12 protein-coding genes are annotated in these 16,987 nt (G+C 41.8%); 11 read left to right on the top strand and 1 reads right to left on the bottom strand.

What is annotated here, in order from left to right:
• The first annotated feature begins 320 nt into the window (after positions 1-320).
• The 8 genes from EP737_RS13045 (at position 321) to fdhD (ending at position 10,785) form a co-directional block, all read left to right on the top strand.
• Complete coding sequence (locus EP737_RS13045; protein ID WP_129728414.1) at positions 321-1,073, top strand: DeoR/GlpR family DNA-binding transcription regulator; 753 nt, start codon at positions 321-323, stop codon at positions 1,071-1,073.
• Positions 1,070-1,981, top strand: coding sequence for a 1-phosphofructokinase (gene pfkB, locus EP737_RS13040; protein WP_129728413.1), 912 nt, complete (start codon positions 1,070-1,072; stop codon positions 1,979-1,981). The genes EP737_RS13045 and pfkB overlap by 4 nt, the downstream gene beginning before the upstream one ends.
• Positions 1,982-1,993: 12 nt before the next feature.
• Positions 1,994-3,868 (top strand): PTS fructose transporter subunit IIABC, encoded by a 1,875-nt coding sequence (locus EP737_RS13035; RefSeq protein WP_129728412.1) that lies wholly within the window; start codon positions 1,994-1,996, stop codon positions 3,866-3,868.
• 371 nt (positions 3,869-4,239) lie between these two features.
• Entirely contained in the window at positions 4,240-5,499 is a 1,260-nt protein-coding gene (gene bcbE, locus EP737_RS13030; RefSeq protein ID WP_129728411.1) for a bacillibactin exporter BcbE, read from the top strand.
• Between the two features lie 550 nt (positions 5,500-6,049).
• Positions 6,050-9,022, top strand: coding sequence for a formate dehydrogenase subunit alpha (fdhF, locus tag EP737_RS13025; RefSeq protein ID WP_129728410.1), 2,973 nt, complete (start codon positions 6,050-6,052; stop codon positions 9,020-9,022).
• A complete protein-coding gene (locus tag EP737_RS13020) occupies positions 9,022-9,501 on the top strand; it encodes a helical membrane plugin domain-containing protein (protein WP_129728409.1) in 480 nt (159 codons plus the stop codon). The genes fdhF and EP737_RS13020 overlap by 1 nt, the downstream gene beginning before the upstream one ends.
• 89 nt (positions 9,502-9,590) lie before the next feature.
• Entirely contained in the window at positions 9,591-9,953 is a 363-nt protein-coding gene (locus tag EP737_RS13015; protein ID WP_129728408.1) for a Na-translocating system protein MpsC family protein, read from the top strand.
• A gap of 34 nt (positions 9,954-9,987) precedes the next feature.
• On the top strand, positions 9,988-10,785 hold the full coding sequence (gene fdhD, locus EP737_RS13010) for a formate dehydrogenase accessory sulfurtransferase FdhD (RefSeq protein ID WP_246040255.1): 798 nt from the start codon (positions 9,988-9,990) through the stop codon (positions 10,783-10,785).
• Positions 10,786-10,864: 79 nt separating this feature from the next.
• Here the strand turns inward: fdhD and EP737_RS13005 are convergent, their stop codons facing one another.
• The gene (locus EP737_RS13005) at positions 10,865-11,365 is read right to left on the bottom strand and encodes a PCYCGC motif-containing (lipo)protein (protein ID WP_129728406.1); all 501 of its coding nucleotides are present in this window, start codon (positions 11,363-11,365) and stop codon (positions 10,865-10,867) included.
• 380 nt (positions 11,366-11,745) lie between these two features.
• Between EP737_RS13005 and EP737_RS13000 the strand changes: the two genes are divergently transcribed.
• The 3 genes from EP737_RS13000 to EP737_RS12990 all read left to right on the top strand — a co-directional run bounded on the left by EP737_RS13000 (position 11,746) and on the right by EP737_RS12990 (position 16,961).
• The gene (locus tag EP737_RS13000) at positions 11,746-12,591 is read left to right on the top strand and encodes a C39 family peptidase (RefSeq protein ID WP_342772906.1); all 846 of its coding nucleotides are present in this window, start codon (positions 11,746-11,748) and stop codon (positions 12,589-12,591) included.
• 334 nt (positions 12,592-12,925) lie between these two features.
• Complete coding sequence (locus EP737_RS12995; RefSeq protein WP_129728405.1) at positions 12,926-14,983, top strand: hypothetical protein; 2,058 nt, start codon at positions 12,926-12,928, stop codon at positions 14,981-14,983.
• A gap of 19 nt (positions 14,984-15,002) precedes the next feature.
• Positions 15,003-16,961: a beta-propeller fold lactonase family protein gene (locus EP737_RS12990; protein ID WP_129728404.1), complete on the top strand. Its 1,959-nt coding sequence runs from the start codon at positions 15,003-15,005 to the stop codon at positions 16,959-16,961.
• Positions 16,962-16,987 lie beyond the last annotated feature (26 nt).

The following is a 16,987-nucleotide window of genomic DNA, read 5'->3' as shown; positions in this document are numbered from 1 at the left end:
TACATTTTTATAAGGTGTAAATTTCCAGACGGGAGAAAATTCAGCGAAGCAGGAAATTTTAGAGGGAAAAGTGTAAGTGCAACTTACGCCGCTGCCTTCGCCCAAGAGTAGGACTTGCCAATCGGCGAGTTTTCTTTAATAAAACATCTGGGAAATGGTTATTTATGATTATTTTTGCTCTCGTTTGACATTTTTAGATAAAATTCGATATTTTCTTAAAAAAATATTGGTTGTTTTTGAACGTTTATGATTGATTTTGATTTATTTATAGTGTATGATGAAAGCGTAAACAATAAATGGTTTACTTAGGGGGTGAGAACGTGCTGACAGCAGAAAGACATCGTATCATCCTCGATTTGTTGGAGAAGCAAGAAGTTGTTAAGCTGCAGGAGTTTGTAGATGTGACTTCTTCATCTGAATCGACAATTCGAAGGGATTTAAGTCAGCTTGAAAGCCAAAGGAAGCTCAAACGCGTTCATGGTGGCGCTGCACTGCTTCAGCAGAAAAGGGAAGAACCTAGTGTGTCTGAGAAATCGACAAAGAATTTGCAAGAAAAATTAGAGATTGCTAAGCATGCAGCGAGTTTAATTCGAGATGGTGATTGCATCTTTTTAGATGCAGGTACAACAACCTTGCAAATGATTCCTTATATAGAAGCCAAAGATGTGGTTGTCGTTACAAATGGTATCACCCATCTGGAGGCGTTGCTGGAGAATAGCATTCCTACCTATTTGACGGGCGGCTTTGTCAAGCAAAGAACACGCGCGTTAGTAGGACGAGGTGCTGTGATGGGGATGGAACAGTACAGCTTTGATAAAAGCTTTATTGGTGTAAATGGCATTCATCTTACTTATGGTTATACAACACCAGACCCTGAAGAGGCATTCGTAAAGCGTTTGGCTATTCAGCTTTCACAGCAGGCTTATATGTTGGCTGATCATACGAAATGGAACGAAAGCACATTCTCCAAAATTGCGGATTTGCATGAAGCAGCTATCATCACAAGTGAATGTGATGAAGAACTGTGGAAACTATATAAAGAGAAAACATTTATAGAGGTTGTGAAAAAATGATTTATACATGTACACTAAATCCTTCCATAGACTACATTGTCGAACTGGATTCTATCCGGTTAGGAGATTTAAACCGTGCAAAACGTACAGAGCAATATCCAGGAGGCAAAGGGATTAACGTTTCAAGGGTATTGAAGCGCTTAGGGGTTGAAAATACAGCTCTTGGATTTATCGGCGGATTTACTGGCGAATTCATTCGCGAAGAATTAAGTAAAGAACTAGTAAATCATGATTTTGTAAAAGCAAATGGAACTACACGTATTAATGTGAAACTAAAGTCCGGAGATGAGACAGAAATTAATGGACAAGGTCCAACTATTGAAATAGAACAGATTAATGAATTATTGCAGAAAGTGGAAGCTATGAACGAGGGAGATATCTTCGTATTAGCGGGAAGTCTTCCATCTTCTGTTCCGGCAGATTTCTACAAAACATTAGCGGCAGCAGCAAGAGCGCGTGGAGTAAAGATTGTAGCGGACACGAGTGGGCCAGCTTTGCAGGAAATCATTGAAGAAAAGCTGTTTCTTATAAAGCCTAATCATCATGAGCTAGGAGAACTGTTTGAAACTACGATCACAAGTAAGGAAGAGTCGATTGCATATGCAAAAAGACTTGTGGAATCAGGTATCCAGAATGTGATTGTATCCATGGCGGGAGCAGGTGCACTTTTAATTACAAATCATAAAATTTTATACGCAAATGCGCCAAAAGGAACAGTCAAGAACTCGGTAGGAGCCGGAGATTCTACGATCGGTGGATTTTTAGCAGCATACACAAAAGGAAAGGCTTTGGAGGAATGCTTCCGATATGGTGTGGCAAGCGGCAGCGCTACAGCTTTCTCAAGCGACTTATGCACAAAAGAAGAAGTAGAAAAACTATTACCGGAAATCACGATTACTCAAGTATAAAGGGGGATTCACATGAAGATTACAGAGCTTTTAACGAGCAGCACAGTAATTTTGAATCTGCAGGCGAAAACGAAAGCAGCAGCAATCGATGAGCTTGTAAATAAGCTGAATGAAGCTGGAAAATTAACAGATAAAGCAAAATTTAAGGAAGCGATCTTGGCGCGTGAAGCACAAAGCACAACAGGTATTGGTGAAGGAATTGCAATTCCTCATGCAAAAACAAGTGCAGTAAAAGTACCAGCAATCGCATTCGGACGTTCTAAGGAAGGCGTTGATTACGAGGCATTAGATGGCCAACCAAGCCACTTGTTCTTCATGATTGCTGCGCCAGAAGGGGCAAACAACGCACACTTAGAAACATTATCGCGTTTATCCTCTATGCTGATGAACCCTGCATTCCGCAGCAAAATTGAGAACGCTGCAACAATAAATGATGTATTAGCAGCAATTGACGAGCAAGAGAGCGAAGCAGCAGAGGAAGAAACAGTTTCTTCTGGTTCTGGCCAAAAGGTATTAGCTGTAACAGCTTGCCCAACAGGAATTGCACACACATATATGGCTGCTGATGCTTTAAAAGCAAAAGCAAAAGAAATGGGCATTGATCTTAAAGTTGAAACAAATGGTTCCAGCGGTGTGAAAAACGCACTAACAGCACAGGAAATTCAGGAAGCAACTGCTATTATCGTAGCTGCTGATAAACAAGTTGAAATGAACCGCTTCGATGGTAAGCACGTTATTCAAGTTCCGGTTGCACAAGGTATCCGTAAGCCGCAAGAGCTGCTTGATCGTGCGGTGAAGCAGGATGCTCCTATTTATAAAAGCAGTGGCTCTAATCAAGGCGGCGGCGCAGCGAAAACTGAGCGTGCAGGCTTCTATAAGCATTTAATGAGCGGTGTATCCAGCATGCTTCCGTTTGTTGTGGGCGGCGGTATCTTAATCGCAATTAGTTTCATGTTTGGTATTAAAGCATTTGATCCAAAAGACCCTGCGTTCCATCCATTTGCAAAATTATTAATGGATATCGGTGGCGGCAGCGGTGCATTTGGTCTTTTAGTTCCAGTTTTAGCAGGATTTATTGCAATGAGTATTGCCGATCGTCCTGGTTTTGCTCCTGGTATGGTTGGTGGGGTATTAGCTGCAAGCGGCGGCGCAGGCTTCTTAGGTGGTTTGATTGCAGGTTTCTTAGCAGGTTACGTAGTAGTTCTATTGAAAAAAGTATTCAGCAGTTTACCGCAATCATTAGAAGGTATTAAACCAGTATTATTATATCCATTATTTGGTATTTTTATCACTGGTGCAATTATGCTTTATGTTATTATCGGCCCAGTAAAAGCTTTAAATACAGGCTTAACAGATTGGTTAAATGGTCTTGGAACTGGAAACTTAGTATTACTTGGCATTATTCTTGGCGGTATGATGGCAATTGATATGGGTGGCCCAATCAACAAAGCAGCTTATACATTCGGTATTGCAGCAATCGCGGCAGGAAACTTTGCTCCGCATGCAGCAATCATGGCTGGTGGTATGGTTCCTCCATTAGGACTTGCAATTGCAACAACATTCTTCAAAAACAAATTTACAAAAGCAGAGCGCGAAGCAGGAAAAACTAACTATGTTATGGGTCTATCTTTTATTACGGAAGGTGCAATTCCATTTGCAGCAGCTGACCCAGGTCGTGTAATTCCAGCTGCTGTCATTGGTTCTGCAGTTGCAGGTGCATTGACAATGATGTTCCATATCGGTCTTCCTGCACCACACGGCGGTGTTTTCGTTATCCCAGTTGTAAAAGGAAACCCATTCTTATACTTGTTAGCAATCTTAGTCGGTTCTATTGTAACAGCATTAATCGTTGGCTTCTGGAAGAAACCAGTACAAGAACAGGCATAGTAAAAGGAAGAAGCATACACATTTACGTGTATGCTTTTTTTATACTTTAAGAGGGTATAAATTTCCAGCTGGAGGATCATTCGACGTAGTGAGAAATTTTAGGAATAAAGTATAAGTGCAACTCCGTAGCTATCTTCGCCAATTGGCGAATTGTCTTTACCTTATATATACAAAGGATTGAGACGGGTAAAAATGCAATAGGAGGGGAAGCTTAATTATGTGAGGGATGCTTCACATCATTATAATATTGTGATCAGAACTGTAGGGATTTTTAGGGGGAATCCGGAACAAGCTATTCAAGGATATCTTGCTTTCCCCCTTGTAATAAGCAGTGTATTTCGTTTTGTACATTATAAAGGCTGGAGAATGTTATGCAGAAAAAACAAAAATATTGTCTATGGGCACTTTCATCTGTACCTCTTGTCATGACTTTAGGGAATTCGATGCTTATTCCTGTTCTTCCGGTCATTGAAAGAAAGCTCGATATTACTGCGTTTCAGGTTTCAATGATTATTACGGTGTACTCCATCTTTGCTATTTTTCTTATCCCTGTAGCAGGTTATTTATCTGACCGATGGGGGAGAAAGAAAGTGATTATCCCTAGTTTGATTCTAGCTGGAATTGGGGGAGTGATCACTGGCTGGGCTTCATGGAAACTTGAGAACCCTTACTGGTGGATTTTGGCGGGACGCGTTGTACAGGGAATTGGTTCGGCTGGTGCTATGCCAGTTGTCATGCCGTGCGTTGGTGACATATTTAAGGATGAAAAAGACGTGAGCTGCGGACTAGGGATGATTGAAACATCCAATACCTTTGGGAAGGTATTAAGTCCAATTCTAGGATCTATACTTGCGGCCGTAGTTTGGTTTCTCCCGTTTTGGTTTATTCCAATCCTATGTGCAGCTGCTATTCTGCTTATTGCGTTTCTCGTTAAACCGCCTAAACAAGAGCCAAAGAAGGTACCTGTTAAAGAATTTGTCCACACTGTGATGGAAACAATTCGTCAAAAGGAAAGATGGCTGCTCACAATTTTCATACTAGGTGCGATTATTATGTTTGTCTTATTTGGCGTTCAATTTTACCTGTCTACATTGTTAGAGGAAAAATATAGTGTTGATGGCATTTGGAAAGGTGTTGTTCTTGCTATTCCGCTCACAGCGCTATCGTTATGTTCTTATATTACAGGGAAGAAAATTGGTGACCAAAAGAAGACAATGAAGCGGTGTACACTTATTGGATTTGCAATGCTGGGAGGAGCATTTGTAATTCCTTTGTTTTTCCATAGTATTTATATGCTGGTAGCTACACTCGTAATAGCGGGAATTGGAATTGGGCTTTCTTTACCAAGCTTAGATGCCATGATCACAGAAGGAATTGAAAAGGAGGAGCGCGGGACGGTTACTTCCTTATACAGCTCAATGAGATTTGTTGGAGTCGCAGCTGGACCTCCGATTTATGCTTTCCTGATGAAGGGCTCGGATTCTAAAATTTTCTATGTGTCCGGTTTACTCGGATTAGCTGGGGCAGCTTTAGTGATGCTCTTTATCAAACCAAACGAAAATAAATCGAAGGAAGGGAAGGCTGGTAGTGTACGTCCTTTACCTGCTAAAATAAAAAGGCATCCGGTATAAATATTCCTCCTATTCATTCAAGAGAGGGTTGGAAGAATGGCACTGCTCTAAAGAAGAGAGCAGTGTTTTTAAACTTTAAGAAAGTATAGATTTCCATCTAGAAGCGAATTCGACGTAGTCGGAAATTTTACAAGCTAAAAGATAGTCACACAATATTCACAAAAAATAAAAGGATGCAATCGAAAACGTTGCTTCTGCACCGAATAAAAAATTAAAAAAGGCAATGTAGCTGAATCTATTTACGTTAAATAATTCTCTGCGTAAAGAGAGATGCTTTGGATAGAAAAGTTTTCTGGTTATAACTGGTTTTTGTTCACAAAAATTTAAAAAATGTGGTATATTTATTAATAGAGTTAACAAAAATGTGAAGGATGCATTGAGGTCAAGTAATATGTATTGCTGTGACATCCTGCTCTCCTCACACATGATATGGCGGGAATGATCGCTAGTATTTAATATGCTCAGATATTCTCCCCCCATGAAACGGTTTGTGCCATTTAGGTATGGCAACTGTTTTATGGGGGTTTTTTATTTATAGGGGGGACTTATATTGTCGGAAAAAGTGAATGTTCTTATTAATGGAGCAGCACATGAAGTAGAACAAGGAACACGTATTTTAGATTATCTGCTTTCCCAGGAGATACAACACCCACATATTTGTTATTCAGAGATTCTTGGTCCGGTTCAAAGCTGCGATACATGTATGTGTGAAGTAAATGGCAGCATTATGCGTGCGTGTTCTACTGTTGTAGAGGCTGACATGAATATTTTAACAGCTTCTGAGCTTGCAAAGAAAGCGCAAGAAGAAGCAATGGATCGGATTTTAGAAAATCATTTATTGTATTGTACAGTTTGTGATAATAACAACGGTAATTGCCGTGTGCATAATACAGCTGAAATGATGGGGGTAGAACATCAAACACGTCCGCATCGTTCTAAGGGCTATGAAGTAGATATGTCTCATCCGTTTTATCGTTATGATCCAGATCAATGTATTTTGTGTGGTCGCTGCGTTGAAACATGTCAAGACTTGCAAGTAAATGAAACATTGACGATTAACTGGGAGAGCAGCCAGCCACGTGTTTTATGGGATGGAGGAAAAAGTATTAACGAATCCTCCTGTGTTTCTTGCGGACAGTGTGTAACAGTGTGTCCTTGTAATGCATTAATGGAAAAATCCATGCTTGGAAATGCTGGGTTTATGACAGGAATTAAAGAGGATTTACTTAATCCTATGATCGATCTTGTAAAAGAGGTAGAACCGGATTATCAAACAATCTTTGCAGTGTCTGAGGTTGAGGCAGCAATGCGCGATACACGCACAAAAAAGACAAAAACAGTTTGTACCTTCTGCGGTGTAGGCTGCACCTTTGAGGTTTGGACAAAAGACCACCAAATTCTTAAAATTGAACCTTCTGAACATGCACCTGTCAATAGTGTATCTACATGTGTAAAAGGAAAGTTCGGCTGGGATTACGTAAATTCACCAGAACGTATTACAACACCGTTAATTCGTAAAGGCGATGTATTTATAGAAGCAACATGGGAAGAGGCAATCGATCTTGTTGCAACAAAGCTAGGTGGCATTAGAGATACGTACGGAAGCGATGCACTTGGCTTTATCTCATCTTCTAAAATCACAAATGAAGAAAACTATTTAGTTCAAAAGCTATCTCGTCAAGTATTTGGAACAAATAACGTTGACAACTGCTCCCGTTATTGCCAATCCCCTGCTTCTTGGGGCTTGCAGCAAACAGGCGGCATCGGCGGCGACTCTGGCACAGTTTATGACATCATGGGCGCAGGACTTGTTATCTTAGTAGGATGTGCTCCAGCAGAAGGACATCCTGTTATCGCATCACGCATTAAGCGCGCGCACAAGCTTTATGGACAAAAATTGATTACAGTTGACGTGCGCAGACATGAAATGGCAGACCGTGCTGATTTGTTCGTTCGTCCAAAGCAAGGAACGGATTATGCATGGCTTTCTGCAGTTACAAAATATATGATCGACCAAGGCTGGCACGATGAAGCATTTATCCAAAAGCATGTCAACCAATACGATGAATTCTTAAAGATGGTATCTCCTTATACGCTTGAAGAAGCAGAGAAGATTACGGGTATTTCTCAAGCAGCATTAATCCAAATGGCTGAAATGATTCGTGATGCTGATGGCACTGCAATTTGCTGGGGGATGGGTGTTACCCAAAACATTGCCGGCTCTCATACATCTGTTGCAATTGCAAACCTTCTTCTTGCAACAGGAAATATGATGCGCAAAAATGCAGGTGCGTTTCCGCTTCGCGGACATAACAATGTACAGGGCGCAGCTGACATGGGGACTATGCCAAACATCTTCCCTGGATATCAGCCGGTTGCTAATGATGAACTTCGCGCGAAATTCGAGAAGGCTTACGGCGTAACACTTCCTGCACAGCCGGGGCTTGACAACATTGAAATGCTTGAGGCAATTGACAAAGGCAAATTGAAAGGAATGTACATTGTCGGTGAAGATATGGCATGGGTAGATGCTGATTCTAATCATACACAAGATATGCTTTCTAAGCTTGATTTCCTTGTTGTACAAGAAATCTTCTTATCAACAACTGCTCAATTTGCTGATGTCATCCTGCCGGGTGCGCCGTCACTTGAAAAAGACGGAACATTTACAAATACAGAACGCCGCGTACAGCGTCTATACAAAGCGTTAGAGGTTACTGGCAGCAGCAAGCCAGATTGGTGGATTCTTCAGCAGGTAGCAAATCGCATGGGCTTCCACTGGAGCTATGAGCATCCAAGTGAAATCTTTGCTGAAATGGCAAGCTTAACACCGTTCTTCACACATTGTAACTATGATGTGCTTGAGGGCTGGAACAGCTTCCTATGGGGCTCACCAGACGGAACAAACACACCAGTTCTGCACATGAACGGCTTTAACTTCCCTGACAAGAAGGCCCGCTTCGGATTGTTTGACTATGTGCCGCCGGTAGAATTCCCAGAAGAGTTCGACCTGTCACTTGATAACGGACGTCTGCTTGAGCACTTCCATGAAGGAAACATGACGCATAAAGCAGAAGGACTACAATATAAGTTTCCGAGAGTATTTGTTGAAGTATCACCTGAGCTTGCAAAAGAGCGCGGCGTGAAGAATGGAACGCTTGTACGCCTTGTATCACCATACGGTGCAATTCGATTGCCGGTTCTTGTAACAGATCGGGTAGAAGGTAAAACAGTATACGTGCCAATGCACTCCTCTAGCCACGAAAGCGCGGTTAACCTATTAACAGGCGGTGCAGTAGATGTTGTGACACATACACCTGCTTATAAGCAAGCGAAGGTTCGTATGGAGATTCTTGAATTAGAGGGAGAAAATCCGCTTCCGAAATTTAATCCGCGTAATGCAACTCGTACGCCGCAAATGGGTCTTGAGATCTACCGTAAATGGGAGCGCGGCGACTATGTTGCCATCGCAAGCATGAACGAACATGTACAACCTGGTTTCTATGACAGGAGGAATGCATAATGGCACAGCCAATTCAAACTATTAAGAAAACCGAGCTTACGGAAGAACAAAAAAAAGTGCAATCCTTGGAGAATCTTCTTTCTGAGGTTGCACAAAATAAAGATTCATTGCTTGAAACACTCCATTTGCTGCAAGAATTACATGATAGCGGTATTCTTGAAGCGTTAGGCAGTCTTGTAAAGGCAAAGGAGAGTGTAGCAAAAATTGCGGTAGGACAGTTAACGCGCCCGCCTGTGACGAACATGATTAACAATGCAATGGCCGCGGGTGGAGCATTAACAGCCATTGATCCCGAGATGACACAAAAGCTGATGACGAGTGTAGCGAATGGTTTACAAAAGGCAGAGCAGGGGCTTCAATCGGGTGAAAAGGTTGGTATATTGGACTTAATGAAGGTATTGAAGGATCCTGATATAAATCGGGCGATTGGCTTCGGGTTGAACCTACTAAAAGGTATCGGTGAGGGATTAAAGGAATAGTGAAGAGAGGAAATCCATTTGTCCGTTGTCGTACAAATGGGTTTTCTTACCTTAACGACAACTATTTCGAAAGATAGGGGAGGAAGACGATGTCGAAAAACTTAGAACACCAATTCAGCATGCTCGTTAGGGAGGTACGGAAGGAGTTTGTCGGAAACGGACCGAAGGAAATTAGCACCCGCTTTGTTGGTAATTGGGCGATTAGCGAGATGAAGGGGAATTTGACGAACGTTGAAAAGTTTATGATCAGCTCGGAGCAAGGGAAGCAAATGGTACACGAAGCTCGTACAAAGATGGTGAAGCAAATTTATAAAAAAGATGAGGTAGTAAACAAATTTGAAGCATTAATGGGGGCGAAGGTGCTGCGGATGTTTTCTGATATTAATATTGATGAAGATATCGCTATGACTGTCTTCGTGTTCGAGCAATCCATTGAGTCAAAAGGAAAATAAATAGATGAGGGAGAAGAGCGCTGTGGATCAGCAAATGCAAGTTACCAATCAAGTATTGCGGTATGAAAATGGAACGCTGCAAGTTATAGAGGACTTAATTGTAACGGAATATCCGATTACGATTATCTTAAATGAACAGGAATTTGCGACGTTAGTTTGCAGTCCAGAGCATATTGAGGAGCTTGTCATCGGCTTTTTAGCATCAGAAGGTGTTATCAGCCGTTATGAGGATATAAAGGAACTGCAGGTGATTGAAACGACGGGGAAAGCATTTGTAACTACGTATCAAGTAAATAAGCTAAATGAGATGTTTCATTCTAAACGATATGTCACATCCTGCTGCGGAAAAAGCCGCCAAAGTTTTTATTTTTACAATGATGCAAGGACGGTGAAGCCAATTCAAAAGACCGCTGCAAGGATTTCTGTTGAGGATTGCTTTCGGCTGATGCAGATGATGCAGATGTCATCAACTATTTTTCAGGATACAGGCGGTGTGCATAATGCTGCTTTATGTGATAGTAATGGGATCATTGTCGCAAGAACAGATATCGGCCGACATAATGCACTTGATAAAATATATGGATATTGTCTGAAACACGCTATCTCGTTAGAAGATAAAGTGATTGTATTTAGCGGGCGTATTTCCTCTGAAGTGCTGCTGAAGGTGGCAAAAATTAAGTGTGGTATTGTTCTTTCTAAATCGGCGCCAACTGAGCTAGCGCTGCGTTTAGCGGAAGAGCTTGGGATTACCGCTGTTGGCTTCATTCGCAATCAAGCATTAAATATTTATACACATCCAGAGCGGATTATAACGCCGCAATTCAATGGATAAAGCACACTGCTTTGTATGACAGAGCGGTGTTTTTTGGTTGACACTTTTAAGAAAACTCGCCAATCACGGCGAGTTTTCTTTATTGCGGCATTGGTGTCGGAGTTGGCTTTGCAAATCCTTCTTTATATTTTGTATCAATATAATTGCGAATTTCTATTGTTGACTTTCCTTTTTGTTTTAAGGAAGCGGACTCCAAGGCGATTTCTAGGCAATTTACACATGTTGTTGCATGTGAGTCCCAGACAATTTCCCCTGTCTCTCTTATCTCTCGGATAAAGCAGTTTTTATTGCTTTTATGCCCAACGCTATCTCCGCAGCCGCAATAGCATGGGATCCAGCTTAGGAGTTCATGGTTTTGAGCAGCTATATGATAGATTTGCTGTACCTGCTCCGACTGCGAGGAAAGAAATGATGGAAGTGTATCGGCATTCTTTGTTATTTCTGTTATATCACCAGTGACTCCATGGGCATGGGTATGTTCAGTTGCTTCCTTTTTTTCCTGAGCCTCTTCTTTTGTGCCGCAACCGCTGAGGGCTAGAGAAGCAGTAAGCAGCAATGGGACATATAAGCGTTTTTTCATATGCATACTCCTAACAAATGTTTTTATTCTTTCATATTATATACCTTTTGTATGTGAATTCTTTTGTGCAGTCATTTCTATTCTAAAGCTTAGCTCTATTGTAACAAGATTTTTATCATTTCCCATAAAAAAGGAAGATAATCATTTTATGAAGAAACTTTAAATGGTATGTGAAGATTGTGAAATATGACAACTCTTCAATGCTTTAGGAGAATTATTCTGCTTCTTACTTCATACCCTTTTATCATGTTCCAACAGAAGGTTCACTTCAAGCATTAGCAAGTAGATGGTGATTCGTTCAATTTCACTATACTTTCATCCTAGCATGCTAAGGTTTGTATGTTGAGAAATAGACAGTTGGGAGAGTGGGAGAAGAACATATGAACAGACGAACGAGATGGCCTATTTATGTTCTTGCAGTTGCAATTCTTTTTATAGTATATATACGTACTGTGTATGACCTCAACTTTTCTGGCAATACAGTGGCGATTATAGAGAATACTGATGAGAAAGAGAGTGAACAAAAAGAGGAGGAACAGCAAGCTGAAAATAACGCGGGTGCTACTACAATAGAAGCTGCTGCTACTCCACAGCCAGTAGAAATGCAAAGTGCTGCATTGCAGCAGGAGACAGTGTTATTACAGAACGTTCCATTTATTCAACAAATGCCTGAGCTAGCACGCGGCTGCGAAGTAACGAGCTTGGCTATGATGCTGCAATATGCGGGAGTCCAAATTGATAAAATGGCCTTGGCTGCAGCGATTACAAAAGTCCCGTTTTTAAGTAACGGTATACGAGGAAACCCAAATGATGGATTTGTAGGAAATATATATACGTTCTCGGAGAATGGCTATGGAGTGTATCATGGTCCTATCGCCAGTTTAGCAGAGCAATATTTGCCAGGGAGAATCAAGGATTTAAGCGGGCTTAGCATAGAGAGTGTGTATGAAGCATTACAAGCCGGTACTCCGGTATTTGTGATTACGAACTCTACCTTTAGAACACTGGCTGAGAGTGAGCTTCATACATGGCAAACTGCTTCCGGTCCTGTCCGAATTACCTATCGTGAGCATAGTGTGCTAGTTACTGGCTACGATAAAGACTATGTATATATGAACGATCCGCTTGCTGAACAGGCAGGCACGAAAGTATCGAAAGCGGAATTTGAAGCCGCTTGGGTACAAATGGGAAGCCAAGCTGTGACATATGCTCCAGTTGTAAACTAGAGAATTATAATTTTACCAAGAGCTGCTCCGTCTATTCAAGGCGGGGCAGTTTTCATTGCATTTGAAAAAAGTATAAAATTTCAGATAGAAGTTCATTCGGCGTAGCATGGAATTTTAGGAATAAAGTATAAGGGCAACTACGCCTCTGTCTTTACCCAAGGGCAGGGCTCGCCAATCGGCGAGTTTTCTTTAATGCTGCTATTATACCTTGTTACCACATACTTACAATGGAAATACCATGAGTAAGGTTTACATGGCAGGAAATACATATTATAATAGTTTCGGACTATTTGATAATAATTATCATTTTCGTAGAGTATAAGAGGTGTTTATCATGAAACGACCGTGGAAAGTCATGTCTACTGTTTCTGTAGCGGCTGCTCTTCTGATCTCAGTGGGCTGCACGCAAAAGTCGACTGTAAAGGAAGACGAGAAAAGCAGCGAATATAAGGCTCCTGTTACAGATTATACATTTGATACAGCAGCCAATATGTTTGCGTATGCGGAATTTGAATTATCAGGGGAGCCGTTGGCTGAATCTCTCGGCCTTGATCTGGATTTGTTGGATGCCAAAAAAGTAAACAAGCCTACAGAGTTTGATTATATTGCTGGAATTGAGTCGTACGAATACTCAGAAGAGGCGATGTATGAAGTGGTAGAGAAGTCTGGACTAGGTCTTCATCTTCTAAATGGACCTGTTGTCGAGAAAATGGCAAAGGAAGCAGGAAAACAAAGTCCAGCGTTATTGGAAGATCGGTTTTATGCATTAGCTGACAGCGTTGGTTATCCAAAAGAGGAGATTTTCCGTAATATGTACCCGACATTTATTGAGTACAGCAGCGGAGATCCGCATTATACACAAAAGCTTGATACATCTGTGTATGCGAAAAATGAAGATAAGACGTATGTTCCAGTGTATCAAGTAGACTTCAAAACATTACGCTGGGACCGAGATAAAATGGGCAAGACATTGACGCCGTCTGCTTATGGAGGAGCATTTCTCAAGCAATCGCTTTGGGCAGGAGATTTCTTGGGCGGCTTCCATACGGTTGATAAGGATGAGGAGCTAGAAGCTACATCCTCTACGCAGGACAGCGATCCAAATGTTCGTCTTGGTGTTAGTTCAGCTGATGGTTTTCAAGGGGTTGTTTTAACGGAAGAAATTTGGAATAAGCTAGCGTATATTCGTGACGGCTTATTTTATAATTCATCTACGAAACAGCTGACAAGCGGTACAGGAAGCAAGTATAACCCTTCGGAAGGGCTTGTGTATTTGCCTCATGAAATAAAGGTGACAGAGGAGGGAGCAGAAGCGGCGAAGGCTTCTAAGCTTGAAGTGACGGATGCACGAAGCTTGCTTCGTGATCAATGGCTTATGCTATGGCCATCTTCTGAGTTTTACGGTATGACGGATCAGCGTCCAGAAAATGGTGCAGTAAATCCAGCGTTTCGCGCTGCGTTTGATGGTGCTCCATTTGCGGCTGCCGCAAAGGAAAATATTGATGGCTCAAGCAGTAATGATGTAAAAGCAGATGATCCGTACTCCGTAAACCGTGATGTACTTCTGCAAGTCTTTAAAAATCTTGAAGCTATGCATTTTAACAAAGAGGCTGGAGCATTTGTCAGTTCCCATGATGGTGTAAAGCAGGGTGATTATGTTGATACGTTTGATGCGGGCTATACACTAGAAGCGTTACGTATTTTTGAACGTGCGATTGATGGGCTGCCAGTTGGGTATGCAAGCGGTGAGGATGCAAAGGGATTGCAGACGGAAGAAGGAAAGCTTGCGCTGGAAATGATGAAAAAACAAGCAGACTTTATGATTGCCAATATGATGACAAACTCTGGATTAGTGGCAAACGGCTTTACAATCGGGAAAGGACAGGATGAGAAGGCTGCCACGCTTGAGGCACAGCTTGGTGCAATTCGCGGATTAACAGCGGTCTATTTAGCGACGAAGGACGAGAAATACCGTGAGGCAGCACGTAATTTGTACAATGCCGTTGATACGCAAATGTGGAATAAGGATCTCCATGTGTATGAAACAGCAAAAGGAGAAATGAAGTATACGCCATTTACAGCCGGTAGTCTATCGGCAACACTCCGCCTCGCATTATTGAACTTAGGCAACGAGGAAAGCGATAAAGAGCAGTATCCTTCTCTAGAAAAAGATACGGTCATTTCTCGCTATGTTGACTTTTATAATAAGGTGATTGACGGTCCATCGCTCAAGGAAGGGATGCAAGCAAGCGAATTTTGGGATACGGGAGACTTTTATAAAGAAGGCGACAAAAGCGGCAATACAGACGGTGATATGGTTCCGCAATTACAAGCAGGACATGGAAAATATGGGATTGCTCCGGTACTTGTGAATGTAGAAATACAAAAATAATGAAAAGAAGGGTTAAGTGATGAAAAAGCTCTTTCTTTTCCTGCTGACGCTCCTTTGTATAGGAGCGTTTGCAGGTTGTAGCATGGCTACATCAAAAGATAAGGTTATAAGGGATGCAGCAGTTCATAGCGATAATATTGTTACGAGCAAGGATGGGAAATGGGCGTACATTGCAAATATTGACGTGAATACCATTTCAATTGTAAATACTGCCTCTAAGAAGGTGGAAAAAGAAATTAAAGTCGGTCAAGAACCGCGCCAGCTGACATTAAGCCCAGACGAGGCGTATTTATATGTATCGTGTATGTATGATAATCGTATTGATATAGTTTCTTTAAAAGAGAACAAAGTCGTAAGTCATATTAAGACGGAGCAGGAACCGTTTGGGCTTGTAACAAGCCAAGATGGAACGCAGCTATATGTAGCCAATTTCCGCTCGGGAACAGTCTCTGTCATTGATATACAGAAAAAAAAGCAAACAGCTTCTATTCAGATAGGAGATCGACCTAGAACATTAGCGCTTACCGCTGATGGCACAAAATTATACGTACCGCACTATTTGGATGGAACTATCAGCGTTGTAGATACAGAAACAAATAAGGTGCAAAAAACAATTACACTTGCAGCTTCGCCCGATAAAGAAGATCGGAAAAAAAGCCAAGGGACCCCAAATACAATTGAGCAGTTTGTCATTGCGCCTGATGGAAAAACAGCTTGGGTTATGCACTTAGTGACAAATACAGATACAGTTATTCATTTTGAAGAAACAATTTTTCCTGCTGTTTCGGTGATTGATATGGAGAAGGACGAAGAAATCGTCGAACAGCGAAAGGAACTCTTCGAGGAGATGAACGTGAAGGACAATCAAAACAATACGATGATTGTGTCCAATCCTTATGATGTGGCCTTCAACTCAAAGGGAACGAAAGCATTTGTTGTGATGTCAGGAAGCGAAGATATTGTCGTATTTGATCTTGCGCGCGGAGGGAAGGCTTCCCAAGTTGTGAGACGCATTCCTGGAAATAATCCGCGAGGACTCGTATTTTTGAAGGAAAGCGGAGAGCTTCTTGTTCATAATGCGATGAGTCATGATTTAGCTGTTTTGCAAGCCAATGATGAATCCTCTTATGCCAAGGTGAAAACTACAGATACAAAGATAAAATTAATTGCCAAAGATTCGCTTTCCTCGCTTGTGAGAGAAGGAAAAACAATTTTTTATAGCGCGAACAGCGATGAGTTTGCCGACGAAATTACCGGAAACAATTGGATGAGCTGTGCGTCATGCCATAGCGATGGTGATATTAATTCGTTAACACTTATGAGCGCAAAAGGACCACGTAACGTGCCAAGCAATATTTTGGCAACGAAAACCGGCTTGTTCATGTGGGATGGCTCACGAGATGATTTTACAGATTATATCCATACAGTGCAGAATGAGATGGGCGGCATGATGGATGTTGACCCAAGTAAGCCGATTTCGCCAGATGTCCAGCATATGTATGATGCATTGCTTGCCTATTTAAATGAACCAACCTCGTTTCCTGTCCCGAAAAGTCCTTACCGTGATGCACACGGAGAGCTTACTTCGACAGCAAAGCAAGGGGAAGAGCTGTTTCAGGGGAAAGCCAATTGCCTGAGCTGTCACGGAGGGGAGTATTTTACATCGAGTACGCAGGCGGTTGATGGAAAGGGAACGTTAACGACAAGCAATACGCAATTCTTATATAATATCGGTACTGCCAATCCACTGGATAAGGATTCAAATGGAGATGCAAGAGCTGATTATACGAACCCGCGTTCATCCGGCCAGTTTGATCCGCCAACCTTAAGGGGGGTATGGGCGACTGCGCCTTACTTACATGATGGAAGCGCGAAAACGGTTGAGGAAGCAATTGAGAAGCATCAATATCCAGAGCGGGATACGCTATCCCCCCAGGAAATAAAGGCTATTGCTGGATATGTTAAGTCGATCGAATAAGCGAATTAAAGAAAGCTTGCCAACTG

This window comes from Ectobacillus funiculus (genome assembly GCF_004138295.1).
Taxonomy (GTDB): domain Bacteria; phylum Bacillota; class Bacilli; order Bacillales; family Bacillaceae_G; genus Ectobacillus; species Ectobacillus funiculus.
The sequence above is the reverse complement of the archived record's forward strand: the minus strand, read 5'-3'. Positions and strand labels throughout refer to the sequence as shown.

Coding starts and splice junctions, on each gene's coding strand:
- pfkB (WP_129728413.1), top strand. CDS start 1,070: ATGATTTATACATGTACACTAAATCCTTCCATAGACTACATTGTCGAA.
- EP737_RS13035 (WP_129728412.1), top strand. CDS start 1,994: ATGAAGATTACAGAGCTTTTAACGAGCAGCACAGTAATTTTGAATCTG.
- bcbE (WP_129728411.1), top strand. CDS start 4,240: ATGCAGAAAAAACAAAAATATTGTCTATGGGCACTTTCATCTGTACCT.
- EP737_RS13020 (WP_129728409.1), top strand. CDS start 9,022: ATGGCACAGCCAATTCAAACTATTAAGAAAACCGAGCTTACGGAAGAA.
- EP737_RS13015 (WP_129728408.1), top strand. CDS start 9,591: ATGTCGAAAAACTTAGAACACCAATTCAGCATGCTCGTTAGGGAGGTA.
- fdhD (WP_246040255.1), top strand. CDS start 9,988: ATGCAAGTTACCAATCAAGTATTGCGGTATGAAAATGGAACGCTGCAA.
- EP737_RS13005 (WP_129728406.1), bottom strand. CDS start 11,365: ATGAAAAAACGCTTATATGTCCCATTGCTGCTTACTGCTTCTCTAGCC.
- EP737_RS13000 (WP_342772906.1), top strand. CDS start 11,746: ATGAACAGACGAACGAGATGGCCTATTTATGTTCTTGCAGTTGCAATT.
- EP737_RS12995 (WP_129728405.1), top strand. CDS start 12,926: ATGAAACGACCGTGGAAAGTCATGTCTACTGTTTCTGTAGCGGCTGCT.
- EP737_RS12990 (WP_129728404.1), top strand. CDS start 15,003: ATGAAAAAGCTCTTTCTTTTCCTGCTGACGCTCCTTTGTATAGGAGCG.